Annotated in this window: 16 protein-coding genes and 1 riboswitch; of the genes, 10 read left to right on the top strand and 6 right to left on the bottom strand. The window is 67.7% G+C overall.

The features are described 5' to 3' along the window. Positions 1-30: 30 nt before the first annotated feature. The 5 genes from C1878_RS12135 to C1878_RS12115 all read left to right on the top strand — a co-directional run bounded on the left by C1878_RS12135 (position 31) and on the right by C1878_RS12115 (position 5,794). Positions 31-1,149, top strand: coding sequence for a dipeptidase (locus C1878_RS12135; RefSeq protein ID WP_114601889.1), 1,119 nt, complete (start codon positions 31-33; stop codon positions 1,147-1,149). A 177-nt stretch (positions 1,150-1,326) separates the two neighbouring features. Further along, positions 1,327-1,788, top strand: a complete 462-nt coding sequence (locus C1878_RS12130) for a MarR family winged helix-turn-helix transcriptional regulator (protein WP_114601888.1) — start codon at positions 1,327-1,329, stop codon at positions 1,786-1,788. After that, a complete protein-coding gene (locus tag C1878_RS12125; RefSeq protein ID WP_114601887.1) occupies positions 1,785-3,119 on the top strand; it encodes an MATE family efflux transporter in 1,335 nt (444 codons plus the stop codon). The genes C1878_RS12130 and C1878_RS12125 overlap by 4 nt, the downstream gene beginning before the upstream one ends. Positions 3,120-3,375: 256 nt before the next feature. After that, positions 3,376-4,863, top strand: a complete 1,488-nt coding sequence (locus C1878_RS12120) for a helix-turn-helix transcriptional regulator (RefSeq protein ID WP_158539805.1) — start codon at positions 3,376-3,378, stop codon at positions 4,861-4,863. Positions 4,864-4,888: 25 nt separating this feature from the next. After that, positions 4,889-5,794, top strand: coding sequence for a PhzF family isomerase (locus C1878_RS12115; protein ID WP_114601885.1), 906 nt, complete (start codon positions 4,889-4,891; stop codon positions 5,792-5,794). 19 nt (positions 5,795-5,813) lie between these two features. On the opposite strand, the gene C1878_RS12110 is transcribed toward C1878_RS12115, so the two are convergent. From C1878_RS12110 to C1878_RS12085, 6 genes are all read right to left on the bottom strand, one after another. Next, entirely contained in the window at positions 5,814-6,215 is a 402-nt protein-coding gene (locus tag C1878_RS12110) for a PaaI family thioesterase (RefSeq protein ID WP_114601884.1), read from the bottom strand. Between the two features lie 109 nt (positions 6,216-6,324). After that, positions 6,325-7,554 (bottom strand): hypothetical protein, encoded by a 1,230-nt coding sequence (locus C1878_RS12105; protein WP_114601883.1) that lies wholly within the window; start codon positions 7,552-7,554, stop codon positions 6,325-6,327. 158 nt (positions 7,555-7,712) lie between these two features. After that, on the bottom strand, positions 7,713-8,903 hold the full coding sequence (locus tag C1878_RS12100; RefSeq protein WP_241963726.1) for a 4Fe-4S dicluster domain-containing protein: 1,191 nt from the start codon (positions 8,901-8,903) through the stop codon (positions 7,713-7,715). Next, on the bottom strand, positions 8,896-10,470 hold the full coding sequence (gene gltX / locus C1878_RS12095; protein WP_114601882.1) for a glutamate--tRNA ligase: 1,575 nt from the start codon (positions 10,468-10,470) through the stop codon (positions 8,896-8,898). The genes C1878_RS12100 and gltX overlap by 8 nt, the downstream gene beginning before the upstream one ends. Before the next feature lie 121 nt (positions 10,471-10,591). Continuing rightward, a complete protein-coding gene (locus C1878_RS12090; RefSeq protein ID WP_114601881.1) occupies positions 10,592-11,347 on the bottom strand; it encodes a DUF1461 domain-containing protein in 756 nt (251 codons plus the stop codon). A gap of 74 nt (positions 11,348-11,421) precedes the next feature. Beyond that, a complete protein-coding gene (locus C1878_RS12085; RefSeq protein ID WP_114601880.1) occupies positions 11,422-12,792 on the bottom strand; it encodes an SDR family oxidoreductase in 1,371 nt (456 codons plus the stop codon). 403 nt (positions 12,793-13,195) lie between these two features. Continuing rightward, positions 13,196-13,288: riboswitch (SAM riboswitch) on the top strand. A gap of 8 nt (positions 13,289-13,296) precedes the next feature. On the opposite strand from C1878_RS12085, the gene metK reads away from it, so the two are divergent. The 5 genes from metK (at position 13,297) to priA (ending at position 18,498) form a co-directional block, all read left to right on the top strand. Then, positions 13,297-14,562: a methionine adenosyltransferase gene (metK, locus tag C1878_RS12080; protein ID WP_114601958.1), complete on the top strand. Its 1,266-nt coding sequence runs from the start codon at positions 13,297-13,299 to the stop codon at positions 14,560-14,562. A gap of 318 nt (positions 14,563-14,880) precedes the next feature. Continuing rightward, positions 14,881-15,417, top strand: coding sequence for a BRO family protein (locus C1878_RS12075; protein ID WP_114601879.1), 537 nt, complete (start codon positions 14,881-14,883; stop codon positions 15,415-15,417). A 48-nt stretch (positions 15,418-15,465) separates the two neighbouring features. Beyond that, the gene (locus C1878_RS12070; protein ID WP_114601878.1) at positions 15,466-15,723 is read left to right on the top strand and encodes a type II toxin-antitoxin system HicA family toxin; all 258 of its coding nucleotides are present in this window, start codon (positions 15,466-15,468) and stop codon (positions 15,721-15,723) included. Between the two features lie 2 nt (positions 15,724-15,725). Continuing rightward, on the top strand, positions 15,726-16,055 hold the full coding sequence (locus C1878_RS12065; RefSeq protein ID WP_199519343.1) for a type II toxin-antitoxin system HicB family antitoxin: 330 nt from the start codon (positions 15,726-15,728) through the stop codon (positions 16,053-16,055). 106 nt (positions 16,056-16,161) lie between these two features. Beyond that, entirely contained in the window at positions 16,162-18,498 is a 2,337-nt protein-coding gene (priA, locus tag C1878_RS12060) for a primosomal protein N' (protein WP_114601876.1), read from the top strand. Positions 18,499-18,529 lie beyond the last annotated feature (31 nt).

The raw sequence follows: 18,529 nt of genomic DNA, 5'->3' as shown, positions 1-18,529 counted from the left end.
GGGGTGCCGGAATCGAGAAAGGATGCTGCTATGGGCCTGTTCGTGACGTTGGAGGACGCGGCTGCCGAGGAGGCGGTCCGCCTGTGGGACGCAGGCGCGCTTGCGCGAGAGGCCGGCGATGCGGCAGACGGCGGATCCTCGGGGCGTTTGCGGGTGTTCGACCTGCACTGCGACACGCTCGATCGACTGGCGTTCCACGGGGACGCGTCGGTGCCCGGCGGGTTCGCGGAGCACGACGCGGACGTTCCGGCCGGCCGCATGGACGCGCTTGCGGACAACGACGCCCACATCTCGCTCGTCCGCACGGCGGAGTACGGTTGGTGCCAGTGTTTCGCGGTGTTCGTTCCCGACAAGGTGCGCGGCGACGCGGCTTGGGGGCTGTTCGAGCGCGTGCGGACGGTATGGGAGCGCGAGCTCGGGCGATGCGCGGACCGTTTGGCTCCCGTGCGCCGTATGGCGGACGTCGATGCGGCGCACGCCGCGGGTAAGACGGCGGGCCTGCTCACCGTCGAGGGCGCGTCGTTCCTGGTTGGCGACGGCACCGCCGAAGCCCGCCTCGACGCGCTGGCCCAGGCGGGCGTGCGCATGGTCACGCTCACGTGGAACGGCCCGAACGCGCTCGGCAGCGGCAACGACACGGACGAGGGCCTGACGGCGTTCGGCCGCGCGTCCGTACGCGAATTGGAGCGGCGCGGCATCGTGGTGGACGTGTCGCATCTCAACGTTGCGGGCTTCAAGGACGTGTGCGACGCGGCCGCGCGGCCGTTCGCCGCCTCCCACTCCAACGCGCGCGCCGTGTGCGGCCATCCGCGCAACCTGGCCGATTGGCAGCTGCGCGAACTGGCCGACCGGGGCGGCGTCGCGGGTTTGAACTTCTGCCGCGACTTCCTGTCCGAGACGCATGCCGATCCCACGACCGACGACGTGCTGCGCCATGTGGACCACGTGCTGGAGGTGGCGGGGGAGGACGTGCCCGCGCTCGGCAGCGACTACGACGGCTGCGACGTGCCCAGCTGGCTCGACCCGTGCGACCGCATAGGCGACCTGCACGCGCTGCTCGCACGCCAGTTCGGCCGCGACGTCGCCGACAAGGTGTTCTTCGGCAACGCGGCCGCGTTCTTCGCCCGCGCGGAGTCTCGGCAGGCGTAAGGCGCCGCGAAGGCGCCGAAGCGCTTTCCGATGGTTGCTCGTTCTTGCGAAACGGGCATCTTCCTCCGTTGCCTGCAGTTCGTGTATGCTTCGTGAAGCTCCCTTTACAAGTCCGATATCGGACTTATACTTCCCGAGTACGAAATCGGACTTGAAGAGGAACGGAGGGCCAGGCCCATGGAGGCTCGGACGGCGCGCGCCAACCGCGAGTACAACAACCTGTTCAGGCTCTGCAACGAGCTGTACCATAACGCGGCTGCGAGGATGGGCCTGTCGGACAGCGCGCTCGACATCCTGTACGCCCTCGACGCCTTGGGCGACGGGTGCCTGCAGAAAGACGTGTGCGCGGCGGCGGGCATGTCGAAGCAAACCGTCAACACCTCGGTTCACAAGCTGGAGCGCGCGGGAATCGTGGAGTTGCGGGTCGAGCATGGCCGGGGCACCCACCTGTACCTGACCCCGGAAGGACGCGCTCTCGTGGCGGAGCGCATCCGGCCGCTCGTCGCAGCTGAGGAGGCCGCGTTCTCCGATTTGGCGCCGCAGGAATGCGAGGAGCTGCTTCGGCTGTCGCGCGCGTACCTGGACCGCCTGCGCACGCGGGTGGAGGCCCTGCCGTACCCGGACGGAGCGCGCGCATGACGGCCATCAAGCTTTCGGACCACTTCGGCTACGGGCGGCTCGTGCGCTTCGCGCTGCCCTCCATAGCCATGATGATATTCACGTCCATCTACAGCGTGGTGGACGGCCTGTTCGTGTCGAACTTCGCGGGCAAGGAGGCGCTCGCGGCCGTGAACCTGGTGTTCCCGCTGGCCATGGGCCTGGGGTCGGTGGGCTTCATGCTGGGCACGGGTGGCGCCGCCCTCGTGGCGAAGACGATGGGCGAGGGCGACGCCGTGCGGGCGAACCGTCTGTTCAGCTTCATCGCCTTGGCGGCCGTGGCGGCGGGCGCGGTTCTGGCCGTTGCGGGCGTGGCCGTTCTGGAACCGCTGCTCGCCGTGCTGGGCGCGCAGGGCTCGCTCATGGACCAGGGCCTTCTGTACGGCCGCATCCTCGTGGTGGCGCTGCCGCTGTTCATCGTGCAGAACGTGTTCCTGAGCTTCTTCATCGCGGCCGAGAAGCCGCAGATGGGCCTTGTGGTGACGGTGGCGGCGGGCGTGACGAACATAGTGCTGGACTACTTGTTCATTGCGGTGATGGGTTGGGGCATCGCCGGAGCCGCGGTGGCGACGGCGGCGGGCCAGGCGCTCGCGGCCGTGGCGGCGGCCGCGTTCTTCGCCCGCAGCAAGACGAGCCGCCTGCGCTTCACGCGTCCTCTCGCGGACTTCCGTGCGCTCGGCGCCGCGTGCGTGAACGGCTCTTCGGAGCTCATGACCGAAGTGGCGGCGTCGGTGGTGAGCATGCTGTACAACTACCAGCTCATGATGCTGGTGGGCGCGGACGGCGTGGCCGCCTACGGTGTCATCATGTACGTGAACTTCATCTTCGTGGCCGTGTTCTTCGGCTTCTCCATGGGAACGGGCCCTATCGTGAGCTTCCACTTCGGCGCGCAGCACAAAGACGAGCTCAAGGGGCTTTTCCGCAAGAGCATGATATTGGTGGGCGGCGCGGGCGCCGCCATGCTCGCAGCCTCCCAGCTGCTCGCCGCGCCGCTCGTGGGCGTGTTCGTGGGCTACGATCCGGAGCTCTCCGCCATGACGCTGCACGGGTTCCGCATCTACGCGGTGTCGTTTCTGGTGTGCGGGTTCAACATATACGGCTCGGCGTTCTTCACCGCGCTCAACAACGGCAAGGTGTCGGCGCTCATCTCGTTCATGCGCACGCTGGTGTTCGAAACGTCCACGGTCATGCTGCTGCCGCTGGCCTGGGGGATCGACGGCGTGTGGAGCGCCATCATCGTGGCAGAGGCGTGCGCGCTTGTGTTGACGGCGGCCTTCCTGGTGGGCCTGCGAAAGCCGTACGGCTACGCCTAGGGGCGCGACGCTCCTGCGCCCCGCACTCCCGCATCCGGGCTGAACCGAACCGGAGACTTCGACGGTTGGGCTTCCCGCTGCCGCCCGGGAGCCTGCGGCTTCCCGCCCGCATGTCCAGACGAGCGGGGCGTTCCTGGCGGAAACGCGATGTACTTATCGGATGCGCCAGCTGCGTCGGGTTTGCTTTGCCTATAATGGCGATCGGGCGTTTGCGGATGCCCGCAACGTGACGGCGAGGAGCGAAAGGGGCGACGCGATGGCGAAGGCGTTCGGCGGCTTCCCGCTGCGGTGCTGCGTCGCGCTGGCCGCGCTCGCGTTCAACTCGCTCGCGCTCAACCTGTTCGTGGGGCCCTCCGCGGGCTCGTACCCCTCGTACGCGGGCTTCGCCGCCATGCTGGCCGCCGCGGTGGCGTATGCCCTTCTGCTCGCGCTCGCGAGGAGAAGCCCCGCCGTTCTGGACCGCCCTTCGGCATCGTGGATCGGCCTGGGCTCGTTCGCGGCGGGCTCCTGCCTGATAGGCTTGGGGTACGCGGCCGAGTCGACGCCGGCCTCGCTCGCGGGATGGCTGCTGGCGTCCCTGGGCACGGCGTGGGCCGCGGTCCTCGTGGGTTTGGCGCTCGCGCGTCTCGAGCCTTCCAAGGGGCTTGCTCCGGTGCTCGCGGCGTTCGCCGCCGTCTACGCGGCCGCCTCCGTCGCGATGCCGTTGCTCGAATCCGTTCGCCCGGCCCGCCTCGCGCTGCTCTCGCTTTACGTCGTCACGTTCTTGGCGGCGCTCGCGTGCGCGTGGAAGCCCGGCCGGGCGGCGCTCTCGTTCTTCGCCGAGCGGCGAGCCGCCGCTGCCGGCCGGCCGGACGAGGAGGCGCGTACGCTCGGGCCGCGCGCTCCGGTGCTGTTCGCAGTGTTGTTCGCGCTCGGCCTGGTGTGCGGCTACACGGCCTTCGTCGTGTTCGGCACGCGCGAGAGCGCGGGCGTGAGCTACGTGGCGGTGGCTGCCGCCATGCTGGCCGTGATCGCGGCTTCGCGCTTCGCGAGGAGCCGCACGGACGTCGTGTTCCACTTCGGGCTCCTGCTCGTGCTGGCGGGGCTTCTGGTGGTTCCGTTCGTGGCCCAGACGTCCGGCGGCGAGCGGGTGGCCCTCGTGCACGTGTCGAACACGCTCTTGGCGGCGGGTTCGGAGTGCTTCGCCATGCTGACGTGGATCGTGCTGGCCTCGTGCGGCGCCCGTCGGCCCGCGCAGGCCCTCTCCTTGACAGTGGGAGGGCGCCTCTCCGTGGCCGGCGGCGTGCTGGGCGGCCTGGTGGTGGGGGTGTGCGCGAGCTCGCTTTCCGTCGTGAACCCGCTCGTGCCCGACGTGGTGGCCGTGGGGTTCGCGTTCGCCCTCGTGGCCTATGCCCTTGTGGGCTTGCGGCGCTTCAGTTTCGAGGACGCCGTCACCGGCGCGGGCGACGGAGCGCCCGCGCCGGTGACGGCGGTTGCTCCCGATGCGGAGGACGGGCGCGAGGGTCCGGCCGCGTTCATCGAACGGAACTGCGACGCCTTGGCATGCGAGGGAGGGCTCACCGGGCGCGAGACCGAGATACTGAAGATGCTCGCCCGCGGGCGCAGTGCGCCCTTCATCGCCCAGGAGCTGGTCATATCGCCGAACACGGTGAAGACGCACGTGAAGCACATCTACGCGAAGCTGGACGCGCACTCCCAACAGGAGATCATCAACCTGGTGGAAGGCCGACGCGCGACGGAGTAGGAACGATCCGACGGGAGCCGCCTCAATGGGAACATACGAAATATACCAAGTCGATTCGTTCACACGGAGCCCGTTCTTCGGAAACCCGGCAGGGGTCGTGCCCCTCGCCGACGGCTTGACGGAGGATCAGATGCAACGCATCGCGCGCGAGTTGAACAATTCCGAAACCGCGTTCGCGCTCTCGTCCTCGTCGCCGGAATACGATGTGGAGGTGAGGTTCTTCACGCCGACGACCGAGGTGCCGTTGTGCGGCCACGCCACCATCGCCGCGCATTATGTGCGGGCGATCAGGGGAGAAGCTACCTTGGGCCGGGTGGTTCAGAAGACGAAGGCGGGCCTGCTGCCCGTCGACATCGTGCGCGAAGACGGCGACTTTTCCATCGTCATGACGCAGGGCGCTCCGGAAGTGAGCCCGCCGCTCGACCGGCGCACCACAGGGAGGATCGCGAACGCCTTGGGCTTGGAAGCGGACGGCATCAGGGAGGACTGTCCGGTTGCCATCGCTTCGGCGGGGCACTCCAAGGTCATGGTGGGGATAAAGTCGAACCGCCAACTGCACGGCATCAGGCCGAATCTGGCAGCGCTTTCCGCCATAAGCGCCGAGGTGGGATGCAACGGATACTACGTCTTCACGTTGAACCCCGGAGAGAACGTGTTGGTTCACGGGCGCATGTTCGCGCCGGCTATCGGCATTCCCGAAGATCCGGTTACGGGCAACGCCAACGGGCCGCTGGGGGCCTACTTGGTGCATTACGGCGTGTGCCGGGCGCTGGAGTCGGGCGGCGAGCTGTTGTTTTCCATCGTGCAGGGCGAGGCCGTCGGGCGCGCCGGCGGCATGCGGGTTAGGGTGAAGACAGAACGCGGGGATCCCGTTCTCGTGCAGATCGTCGGACAGGCCGTGGTGGCCTTCAAGACGGAGATCGAGCTGTGAGCCCCGCCGCTCCGGCGCGCTACCGGTAGCAGGTGGCGGTCATGCGGGCGATGTTCTTGCCCAGGTCGTCCGTGACGGCGACGGTGTAGAAGCCCAGATGGCGGCCCGGCTTGTCGCAGACGGCCGTGGCGGTGAGCTTCGTGCCCTTCGTGGTGCGGAAGAAGCTGATGTTCGAGTCGACCGAAACCGTGGGCTCCTCGCCGATGTTGCAGCATATGGCCAACGCGAAATCGGCCAGCGTGAAGATGGCGCCGCCCATGACGTTCTCCATGGCGTTGCGGTGAACGTCGGCCAGTTCCATCTCGCACACGGCGCGCCCCCGCTCGCCCGACACGATGCGGCAGCCGGCCGCCTGGGTGGCGAACCGGTCGTTTGCGAACACGGCCTCTATCTGGTCGCGGGTGGGGTTGTCGGGGAGCATGGCCGTTCCTTTCCGAAGTTGCGGTGCCTGCGGCGGGCGCGGGCGCAAGGTGGTTTCACAAGGCGAGCGTCCCGGCGGACGGGGCGCTCGGGATTCGACGGGACGCGCGCTACGAGGCGCTCTCCCCGGTCGCCGGGGATGCCGTGGTGGCGTACAGTTCCAGGTAGTCGCCGTCCTTCACGGTGACGGTCTGCGATCCGCCGCGTGCCACGTACTTCGTGTCGGTGATGGAATCGTCGTCGAAGTCGAGGTCCTTCATGACGAACGCCGCGCAGTCCTGCTCAGCCGCGCCGGCTGCGTCGTCGTTGACCGTCACGGTGTACGTGCCGGCGGGAATGTCCGTGCCCACGCGGTACAGGCCGCTGGCGTACGTGGGTCCGGCCGGTTTGAAGTCGGCGTTGGACATCGGGTAGAAGCGCAGGTCGCCGGCCGCGTCGAACGCGACGACGTCGCCCTCCTCCAAGTCGGCGAAGTAGTTTCCGAAATACACGACCGCCTTGTCCAGGCTGTACGAGCCGTCGTCTTCGCCGTCGAACACGTAGAAGTTGGCCTCCTGGTCTTGGCTGCCTTCGAAGTAGTAGCGGCCCGGTTCGACGTCCTTGCCGACGCCGACTTCGAACACGCCGGGCGTGCAGCGCCCGTCCTCGACCTTGCCCGGATCGCCGCCGAACGCCTCCTCGATGTCGGAGAGCGTGAACAGGCCGGTTGTCCCGCTGTCGGAGGAATCGTCGTAATCGTAGCCGTACGGGTAGTCGTACCGGTCGCCGTAGCCGTACCGGTCGCCGTAGCCGTACCGGTCGCTCGCGACGTCGGAGATGACGGCGCAGGCCGTGCAGCTCACGCAACCGCCGATGCCCAGCAAAAGGATGAGGACCAGGCACCCGGAAAGCACCCAGGGCCACACTTTCTTCTTCTCCGGCGGCTGAGGGGCCGAAGGGTACGGAGGCTGCATCGGGTAGGGCGGAACGGGGGGCTGCTGGCCGGTGCCGTAGGGCGGGTACGGAGGCTGCTGCCCTGCGTCGCAGAACGGCGCCTGGCCGCCCGGCATGGGGCCTCCTTGCGCGTAAGGGCTTTGCTGCGAACAGGGTTGCGGGGGCTGCTGGGCCGGGTAGGCCGGCTGCCCGTAGGGCGGCTGCGCGGGCTGGGGCGGGTATGCCTGCCCGTAAGGCGCTTGCTGGGGCGGATAGGAGGTGCCGTAGGGCGCGGTCGGGGGTTCGGAGCCGGGCAGCGGAGGCCGCTCGTAGGGGGAAGGAGGAGGCGTAGGCGCGGCGGTTCCCGACGATCCGTCGGAGTCGGGCACGGACGCGTCGCTGGGATTCTGGTTCTCGGAATCGGTCATGGAAAGCTCCTTGCCTGTAGCGGTCGCCTCCATAGTACCACAGCCGCTCGCCGTCGCTTTCCGACCGCACAGAGACTACAGGCGGGCTTGCGGGGCGGACGGCTCGCAAGCGGGAAACCGTCCGCCCCGCCGCGAGGCGGCCCGAGGCGCGAGCCGGCTTACGCCTCCGCTTCGCCGTCCCCTGCGTCCAACAGCGCTTCCGCCGTGGTCTCAACCAGCTCGACGGCCCCTTCCGGGCATGCGTCTGCGCACAGGCCGCAGCCTATGCAGTAGCGCGCGTCGTAGGCGAGCGTACCGTCGGCGGGATCGGGCCGACGGGCGCCCGTGGGGCAGGCCGCGGCGCAGGCCAGCGCGTTCGTGCAGAGGTCGCAGTCGGTCTCCGACACCACGAGCGGCACGCGCGCGGCGATGTCCGGGTCGCGGTCGAGCGCCTCCAGCAGCATCTGCCGCTTCGGCCACATGGTCTTCTTCGTGCGGCCCTCGGGCACGAAGTCGTTGAACTCGGTGCCGTTGCCCAGGTTCAGGCGCGCCAGCGCCCGGGAGCGCTCGCGGCGTTCGTAGAACTCCTGCAGCACCTCGGAGTTGCGCAGGCGGCGCTTGCCGGAGGCTATGTCGCCCACATCGCCCACCAGGTTCGTGAACGCGCTGCGGCGATCGACGCCCACCGGGTTCGCCAAGTCCTTGACCAGGCTCTCCTTCTCGGGGATGACGTCGCTGAAGCCCACGGAACGCCCGCTCCACGCCTCGGCGGTCTCCACGGCGTGGGCGTACAGAAGCTCGCCCATCTCGCCCGCGCGCTCGCAGTCGGCGCAATAGGAGAGGTCGGCCGCTATGCTCACCTCGATGTTCTCGGCCAAAACGAGCGTCCAGAACTCGGGCGACAGGCACGCCAGGCACGGCAGCACCACGACGTTCGCCGCCGGCTCCAAGCCGGGGAACACGTTCTCCTTGCAGGTGAGCACCACGCTCTCGCCGCGCAGGGCGATGCGGCGGATGCGGGCGTGCAGGTCGGCCATCGTGACGCGCGTCGACGAGAACGCGTCGCACACGCCCAGGCAGATGTCGCAGCGCGTACAGGCGTCGGCGTCGATGGCGGGGACGCCGTCTTCCGAAAACGATATGGCGCCGTGCGGGCAGGCCAGCGCGCACCGCTCGCAGTCGGCGCCGTGCGCGCGCATGCAGAAGTCCCGCAGCACCACGATGCGCTGCGGGCGCTCGGAGGCGCCCTTGTTGTCATCCTGAGCGGAGCGAAGCGGAGTCGAAGGATCTTTGGCTACCGCCGCGGGGGATCCTTCGACTCCGGCGACTTCGTCGCCTACGCTCAGGATGACAGGAGGGTTCTCAGCCACCGAACACCTCGCTCGTCACCTGGTCGATGCGCGCGAGCACGTCCTCGCGGGGCAGAAGCTCGATGCTCTCGAACAGCGGCGGCGACACCATGTTGCCGCACACGGCCACGCGCAGCGGCTGGAACAGCAGCTTCGGCTTGATCTCCAGGCGCTCGCCCTCGGCGCGGCACGCCTCCTGCAAAGCCTCGGCCTCCCAGGCCGTGCCCTCGTCGGCCAGCACGCCGCGGCAGGCGGCCAGCGCCTCGTCGGCGCGCGCGCCCTCCTTCTTCAGCACCTTGTTGACGCTCTTCTCGTCCAGCTGCACGTTCTTGCCCCAGAACATGAAGGCCAGCTTGTCCACGACCTCGTCCAAGCGCGTCAGGCGCTCGGAGACGAGCGGGTACAGATCGCAGTACCACACCGCGCGCTCTTGCACGTCGGCCAGCGCGGACTCGATGGCCGCGCCGTCGAAGGCGGATTCGCGCGCTTCGGGATCGATCGGCGACCCCGCGGCCACAGCGCTGCCCAGGATGTTCGCCTGCGCCAGCCACAAAAGCGACGAGCGCACCCATGCGTTCGGCCCCATGTCCTTGATGTACTGGGCGTTCATCCAGTCGAGCTTCGTCTCGTCGAACACGGCGTCCTTCTTCGTCACGCGCTCCAGGCTGAAGTTCTCGCACAGCGTCTCGCGGTCGATGATGGTGGTCTCGCCGTCGAGCGACCAGCCCAGAAGCGCCAGGAAGTTCACCATGGCGTCGGGCAGGTAGCCGCGCTCGCAGAACTCCTCCACCGATGCCGCGCCGTGGCGCTTCGACAGCTTCTTGCCGTCGGGGCCCAGGATCATGGACAGGTGCGCGAACACGGGCACGTCGAACCCGAGCGCCTCGTAGATGAGGATCTGGCGCGGGGTGTTGGACAGGTGGTCGTCGCCGCGGATGACGTGGGTGATGCCCATGTTCGCGTCGTCGCACACCACGGCGAAGTTGTAGGTGGGGGTCCCGTCGGTGCGCACGACGATCATGTCGTCCATCACCTCGGCCGGGAAGCTCACGTGGCCGTACACGGCGTCGTCGAACTCGATGGCGCCGCGCTCGGCGGGCACGCGCAGGCGCCACACGTGGGGCTCGCCCGCCTCTATGCGCGCGGCCGCCTCGGCGGGGTCGAGGTCGCGGCAGGTGCGGTCGTAGCCCGCGTAGCCGCCCTCTTCGGCCTCGGCCTTGGCGCGCTTGGCGTCCAGCTCGTCCTTCGTGCAGAAGCAGGGGTACACGCTGCCGCGCTCCTTCATCAGCTCGAGCGCCTGGGCGTAGGTGTCCGCGCGCTGGGTCTGGAAGTAGGGGCCGGCCGCGCCTCCCACCTCGGGGCCTTCGTCCCAGTCGAGCTCCAGCCACTTCATGGCGTTGAGGATGACCTGCACGTTCTCCTCGGTGGAGCGCTCCGGGTCGGTGTCCTCGATGCGCAGGATGAAGTCGCCGCCCGTCGCGCGGGCGAACGCCCAGTTGTAGATGGCCGTGCGGGCCCCGCCCACATGCAGGCGCCCGGTGGGCGAGGGGGCGAAGCGGACGCGGACTTTCTTCTCTTCTTCAGTCATAGCTGCGGTGATCCTCCAGGTTGAATATCGACAACGATGTTCGCGCGAGCGGTCTGGGCGGGAACGTTCCGCGCGCAGATTCCGCACGAGCCAAACAGCCCAGAGGGCTGTTTGCGCGAGCTCAGGACCGTTTGGGCACGGAACGTCCCCGCCCAGACCGCCTCAGAAACCCGCCAGCAACGATTGCCAGTATAGACAACACGCCCGTCACCGCAAGCCACGCCGCACCCATTCCCATCCAAAATGCGGGCGGGTACATGGTGATGAGCAGCGAGTCGTACGAGAACGTCCACGAGCCGTCCGCGAAGAACAACGAGTGGAAGGCGGCGAAGAAGCCGTTGAAGTCCACGACCACCCAGGCGGCCAGCAGCGCGAACACGACGACGACGGCTGCACCCGCCACGGCCAGCACCGCTCCCAGCCGCCGTCCGCCTCCGCGTATCCCTGCGAGCACGCAGCCTGCGACGGCGACGAGCGCGATGACGCCCAGGGCGACGAACGCGGTGGAGACCACGCCGTACACGTCGTCGAGATGCGAGAGCGCCTCGGCGTCGAGCGTGTACACGTCGGGCGCGGCGACGAGCGACTCCTCGTCCGCCTCGGCGTAGGGCGTGCCCGCGTCGCGGTTGACGGCGGCCACCACGCCCATGACGGCCGCGCCGTCATGCGAGCCCACCGTGTAATCGCGTGTGGCCACGGCGGCGCGCACGAGCTGGTCGTGCGAGAACGGCGTGGCCGTGTCCTCGGTGCCCGAAAACGCCTCGGCGAGCGCCTGCGTCGTCTGCGGCAGGCAGCATGCGGCCAGGCCGGCTGCCACGAACGTCACCGAGAGCGCGATCGTGGCCACGATCGATACGATGCGATCTGCAAGTTTCATCTGTTCCCCCATCGAGAAGCCGCGGCGGGCCGATCACGCCGGTCCGCCGCGGCGCATGCGTCTCTCCCGCGTCCTCAGTCCCTGTCCACCCAGATGGTCGCGGCGGTCATGCCCTGCATGTCCTTCGAGATGGTGGGCAGGGGCCCCAGGCGGCTGAACACGCCCATGAACTCGCCGTCGTACAGGTACAGGCCGTTCAGGTTGTTGTACGGCTTGGGCTCGCGCGGCACCTCGCCGTCCGGCAGCTGGTCGATGCCCGCGTCGGGCGGCAGCGTCTCGGTTTTGAAGGGGCGGATGTAGCGCTGCACGATGAACGGGTAGCCGGCGCGCCCGTTCGCGAAGCGGTCGACAAGGCGCTCCCATTCCTCCTGCGTCACGGACTCGCCCGCGTACACCTCGTCGGCCCCGTAGTGGTCGGTGGGCTTGATGATCCACTCGCAGCGGTTCTCGCGGATCTGCGGCAGGTTCACGTGCTCGTCGTCCAGGAAGGCGGTCAGGGGCACGGTCTCCTCGATGAACGATATCTCGTCGGCGTCCAAAAACGCGGTCGTGCGCTCGTCGAACAGCACGTCGAACAGCTGCTTGTCGTGCACGATATGGCCGGCGAAGCTGCCGATGAGGGCCACCTTCTCGGCGCGCACGGCGTCGATGAGCTGCTGGGACTCGTCCCAGTGGTCGATGACGTCGTTCGTCACGCAGCGTCTCCAAATCGCGTCGACGCGGCCGCCTTCGGCGTCGCGCAGGACCTCGCCGTCGAAGCGCAGGTCGCGCACGTCGGCCACGACGCAGTCGGCGCCGGCGCGCTTGAACAGGTCGGCGTAGATGCGGAACTCGTCCACCACGCCGTTTTCCAGATAGTCGCAGATGGCGATGCGCGGGTTCTCCACCCGGCGCTCGTAGGTGGCGTAGATGTCCATGAACGTGCGCACCCACGACTCGAACAGCTCGCAGCCCTCAACCCGGTGGCGGCTTGCGAACTCCTTGAACGTGGCCGTGTTCTCGACGGAGTGGGTGATCTCGCGGTTCTCGTTCATGCCCGACGACCCGTCGCCGTTGAACTCGCAGAACTTCATGCGGTAGTCGTCCTCGTCCAAAAACGTGTCCACGCGCGCGAACGGCAGCAGCGAGTCGTAGCCGCGCGGCAGCAGGATGAGCTCCTCGAGGCGCGGGTCGAAGTCGAACGCGCGGCGGTACGCGGGGTCTTCCAGATAGCGCGCGATGACCTTGACGAGGATGCGGTGCGCGGTTTCGGCCGTCTCCTTCATCACGCGGTAGGTTTCGGCGTTGAACAGGCGCGGGATGAACGAGCACGCGACCACCTTGTGGTGAACGATGGCAGTGGAGCCCTGCATGTAATCGTAGGCGGCGCGGCGGCCCTCGACGTCCCCTCCGAGGGACTCCATGATGTCGAAGTACTCGCGCGTGTAGTCGGCGTTGGTTGGCATGGCGATCCTTTCGGGACGCCCCGCTTTCCGGCGCCCTGCGCAGGTCGAAGCGGGGATGCTTTTCGACCAGAAAGTGTACCACGCCCGCCACGCGCCCGCCGCCGAGGTTGCCGTATCGCCACACGAACGGCGACGACGGGGAACCTTGCTCCCACGCGGCGGTGTCCAGCGCGAGCATCGTCGCCCGAAACGGTCGGTTCTGCGCTCGAAAACGACCGTTTCGGGCGACGATGCTCGTTGGGAGGGGCCTTCGCCTCGCGGCTCTTCGTCGCCGTTTCCGTGTGCGCATGACGCCGTTCCCGTAGGTTGAGCGCGCATGGCGATCTCCCTATTGCGCGCGCGGGTCTTTCGGGGTACCATCGGCAAGGTTACGCGGGGATTCCGGCTGTTTGCGCGGTTCTCTGCTTTATCAAGAGTCGGGGGAGAGAGTTGGCTCTGTGATCCCGACACCAACCTGGCGGATACGCCAAGGTGGTCCGGCCTACAACGATGAAGGAGGAGCTCATGGCCGAAGATCGTTCTACCTACCTGTTCACATCCGAGTCCGTCACCGAGGGTCACCCCGACAAGGTGTGCGACCAGATATCCGATGCGGTGCTCGACGCCATCCTGGCCAAGGAGACCGAGCTGGCCGCCCAGGGCTACGTGGCGCCGAACGGCTGCCCGGCCGATCCCGCCCAGGTGCGCTGCGCCTGCGAGACGGTGGCCACCACGGGCATGGTCATGGTCACGGGCGAGATACGCACGCAAGCCTACGTCGACGTGCCCGGCATCGTGCGCGAGGTGCTGTCCGACATCGGCTACAACCGCGCGAAGTTCGGTTTCGACTGCGACACCTGCGGCGTGCTGAACGCCATCCACGAGCAGAGCCCCGACATCGCCCAGGGCGTGGACGAGAGCTGGGAGGCCCAGCACGGCCTGGCCGGCGACGACCCCTACGAGCGCATCGGCGCGGGCGACCAGGGCATGATGTTCGGCTACGCCTGCGACGAGACGCCCACGCTCATGCCCATGCCCATCTACCTGGCGCACCGCATGGCCGAGCGCCTGGCCGCCGTGCGCAAGGACGGCACGCTTGCGTACCTGCGCCCCGACGGCAAGACGCAGGTGTCCGTGCGCTACGTGGACGGCCGTCCGACCTGCGTGGAGAAGGTGGTCGTGTCCACGCAGCACGCCGAGAGCGTGGAGCACGACGAGCTGCACGCCGACATCGTGGAGCACGTGGTGGAGCCCGTGCTGGAGGCCGAGGGCGTCGCGCTTTCCGACGGAGCCGAGATCCACGTGAACCCCACCGGCCGCTTCGTCATCGGCGGGCCCATGGGCGACGCGGGCCTCACCGGCCGCAAGATCATCGTGGACTCCTACGGAGGCATGGGCCGCCACGGCGGCGGCGCGTTCTCCGGCAAGGACTGCACGAAGGTGGACCGCTCGGGCGCCTACGCCGCGCGCTGGGTGGCGAAGAACGTCGTGGCGGCCGGCCTGGCCGAGCGCTGCGAGATACAGCTGGCCTACGCCATCGGCATGGCCCGGCCCGTGTCGGTGATGATCGACACGTTCGGCACGAACAAGGTTGACGAGGCTGCCATCGAGCGCGCGGTGGGCGAGGTGTTCGACCTGCGCCCCGGCGCCATCATCGACCAGCTGGATTTGCGTCGCCCCATCTACCGCAAGACGGCCGCCTACGGCCACTTCGGCCGCGAGCTGCCCGAGTTCACCTGGGAGCGCACCGACAAGGCCGACGAGCTGCGCCGCGCGTGCGGGCTGGCGTAGGGGCGTTTTGAGTCGACAAAGGTTACGGAACCGCTCGCTGCGATCATGCAGCGAGCGGTTTTCTTTTGCAGGGATGCAAGATTTATAGGGAACACACGTTCGTTTTATGATATGATGCGTTCCAATGAAAAGAGCCAGTGCGGATGCATCCCGCTTACCGCCTTCGGTAGCGTTGAAAGGATGCCCGTAGATGGTGGCGGTCTCCGCGTCGCCCGCACCACGTCCGCAAGATCCTCTAGGGAAACGGAGCATGCCCCTCACGTCGCGTTCGCGCGACCGTGGCCGCGTGCGCGCAAAGGGGCGGACGGGAGGACTCGCATGGAGCGGTTCGACATCGAGGAGCGCAAGTTGACGCTGGACGATCTGGCCCACGTCGACGAGGAAAGCGGCGTGGAGTACTGGTACGCGCGCGACATCATGGGGTTTCTGGGGTACGCGCAATGGCGTAACTTCGAAGCTGCGGTGAAAAAGGCGATGATATCGGCAGAAAGCAGCAAAACCGCAGGTGAACATCATTTTGCTGGCGTCAGCAAAATGGTTCGACTCGGAAGCGGGTCGGAGCGCGAAGCCAAGGACTACAAGCTCACCCGCTATGCCTGCTACCTCATTGCCCAAAACGGCGATCCGCGCAAGGAGGAGATCGCCTTCGCCCAAAGCTACTTCGCCTTGCAGACGCGCAAACAGGAGCTTATCGAAGAGCGCATGGCGGAGCTGAACCGCCTTGCGCTTCGGGGCCGGCTGACCGAGACCGAGAAGGAATTCTCGCGCATCGCCTACGAGCGCGGCGCGAAAGGCTCTTTTGCACCGGAAGATCGGAGGGCGTCTTCGGCTAATGTTGACGAGTCGAGGGCTTGATGAGCGCTCATATTGCAACTATAATACAGTTGCAAAGCGAGGATCATCATGACGAGGGTTGAAAAGCTTGCTCGGCAATTAATGGCCTGCCCTCGAACGTTTCGGTTTGATGATGCCGTGCGGGTTATGGCGTGGTACGGGTTCGACCTTGACGAAAAAGGCAAAACGTCCGGTTCTCGCGTGCGATTTTATCGGGAGAGCGATGGCCGCATGATGCTAATGCATATACCCCATCCAGGTGATGAGTTGCGAGCGGCAGCCGTGCGGGAATTGGCATCGTTTCTCAGGGAAGCGGGAAAGGAATGAACGTGGGACGTGCTCTGACGTACAAAGGCTACACCGCGCCAGTATCCTTCGAGGCTGAGGGCGGGTATCTGCACGGAACGGTTTTGGGGATTCGCGACAGAATTTACTTTGAAGGCGAAAACGCTCGAGAGATCACATCTTCGTTTCACGAGGCGGTCGACGACTACCTCGCTTTCTGCGCCGAAAAGGGAAAGGATCCTGAAAAGCCGTTTAAAGGTACGTTCAATATCCGTATTGGCGCAAGTCTGCACGAGCGTGCCGCCCTCAAAGCAGTGGAGAAAGGCGAGTCGCTCAACCAATTCGTGGTCGAAGCGATAGCGGCGGCAGTGTAGCGTCGAGCTCCTTTTTGGGGCGTTGCCGTTACGTTTGGGCTCGGCGATTTTGTTTTCACGGTCGGAAGCTGGTGGAGGTCAAGATGAAACACCTATACTGTTCCTTATGAAACTCGCATCCGTCATTCTGGACATACCCACGCAGGCTCTCGACGCGCCCTACACCTACGCCGTTCCCGAAGATACGGGCGGCGACCTGCCCATCGAAGTGGGTTGCGCCGTGCTCGTGCCGTTCGGACATCGGCAGGCCGTGGGTTTCGTCGTGGCCGTAGAGAACTGCGACGAGGGCTCGACGCCCGCCGGGCTCGACCCGTCCAAGGTCAAGCCGATCGTGCGTGCCGTGAGCCGCTCCTACTTCGACGAGGAGGGGGCGGCCTGCGCTCAGTGGCTCTCGGAGCGCTACCTGGCGCCGCTCTCGTCGTGCGTGCGGCTGTTCACGCCGCCGGGCGGCGTGCCGCGCATGGTTCGCTCGCGCGAGGGCTATTGGCGCTTGGAGGAGCCGACGGTGGGCGAGGTGGACGATCGCTGGGTGCTGCCCGGACCCGCGTTCGCCGACTTCGAGCCGCGCAAGAACGCCGTCAAGCAGGCGTCCGTCGTGGAGGCTTTGCGCGGCGGCGAACTGCGCGTTGCCGAGCTGACGGCCGAGTTCGGCGCGGTGTCGTCCCCGCTCAAGGCTCTCGAGAAGCAGGGGGTCGTGCGCATCGAGCACCGTCGCCGCATGCGGGGCATGGCCGAGGGCGTTGCGGGCTCGGGTGGCGCGTCCGACGCTGCATCGTTCGTCCCGAGCCCCAAGCCCCCGCTCACGCCCGGGCAGGCTTCGGCACTCGCCGCGATAAACGCGGCGCGGGAGCGCGGGGCGGGCGAGGTGGTTCTCGTGGACGGCGTCACCGGGTCGGGCAAGACCGAGGTGTACCTGCAGGCCATCGAGGAGGCGCTCGCCGCGGGGCGCACGGCGTGCGTGCTCGTGCCCGAGATATCGCTCACGCCCCAGACGGTGGGGCGCTTCCGCGGGCGCTTCGGCGACACGGTGGCGGTCATGCACTCTCGCATGAGCGCGGGCGAGCGTTACGACCAGTGGGACTTCATCCGCTCGGGCGCGGCGCGCGTGGTGGTGGGGGCCAGAAGCGCGCTGTTCACGCCGATGGCGAACGTGGGCCTCGTCGTCATCGACGAGGAGCACGAGGGCTCCTACAAGCAGGACAGCGCGCCGCGCTACCATGCGCGCGACGTGGCCGTGTGGATGGCGCGTCGCGCCGGCGCCGCCGTGGTGCTGGGCTCGGCCACGCCCTCCATCGAGGCGCTGCACGCCTGCGCGAAGGACCCTTCGTGGCATCACGTGGAGCTGCCCGAGCGCGCCAACGGCAAGCCGCTGCCCGCCGTGCAGGTGGTGGACATGGCCGTGGAGTTCAGCGGCGGTTCGCGCTCCATGTTCTCGGGCGCGCTCTCCCGCGCGCTCGCCGAGGAGCTCTCGGCCGGGCGCAAGGCGGTGCTGCTGCTCAACCAGCGCGGCTTCGCGAAGTTCCTGCTCTGCCGCGAGTGCGGGTTCGTGCCGGAATGTCCGTCGTGCTCGACCTCGCTCACCTTCCACGAGCGGGGCAACTTCCTCGTCTGCCACCACTGCGGCCACCGCATCGCGGCGCCGCCCGTGTGCCCCGAATGCGGCAGCCCCTACCTGAAGAAGTTCGGCGCGGGCACGCAGCGCGTCGAAGCCGACCTGCGCGTGCTGCTGGATTCCACGCCGGGCGTGGGGCCTCAGGTTCCCATCGTGCGCATGGACGCGGACACCACGGGCGGCAAGGGCGCGCACCAGCGGCTGCTGGAGGAGTTCGCCGCCGCCGACGCCGCCGTGCTGCTGGGCACGCAGATGATAGCCAAGGGCTTGGACTTCGAGGACGTGACCCTCGTGGGCGTCATCAACGCCGACACCATGCTGCGCCTGCCCGACTACCGCGCCTCCGAGCGCACGTTCGCGCTCGTGGAGCAGGTGGCCGGCCGCGCCGGCCGCGCGGAGCTGCCCGGGCGCGTGCTCGTGCAGACCTACGAGGCCGACGCCGCGCCCATCCGCGCCGCGGCGGCCTACGACCGCGCGCTCTTCCTGCGCGACGAGCTGCCCAAGCGCAGGATGCTCCGGTACCCGCCCTACGTGCGCATGGCCAACGTGCTGGTGTGGGGCAAGAACGAGGAGGCGGTGCGACGCTCGGCGGGCGCGCTTTACGAGGGCGTGGCCGCCCATGTGCGCGACTTCGCGGGCGAAGGATGGGACGTGCTGCCGGCCACGCCGTGCGTGCTGGCCAAGCTGCGCGGCACGTACCGCTGGCACCTGGTGGTGAAGTGCCCGCTCGAGGGCGACCTCTCGGGCGTGCTGCTGCCCTTCTTCCGCGCCCGCAAGCCGGAGCGCGATGTCAACATGGCCGTGGACGTCGATCCGGACGACCTGCTGTAAAGCCAGGATCGCGTGTCGCGCGACGGATGGC

Origin of the sequence: Gordonibacter sp. 28C, assembly GCF_003339845.1 — a bacterium.
Classification (GTDB): Bacteria; Actinomycetota; Coriobacteriia; order Coriobacteriales; family Eggerthellaceae; genus Gordonibacter.
The sequence above is the reverse complement of the archived record's forward strand: the minus strand, read 5'-3'. Positions and strand labels throughout refer to the sequence as shown.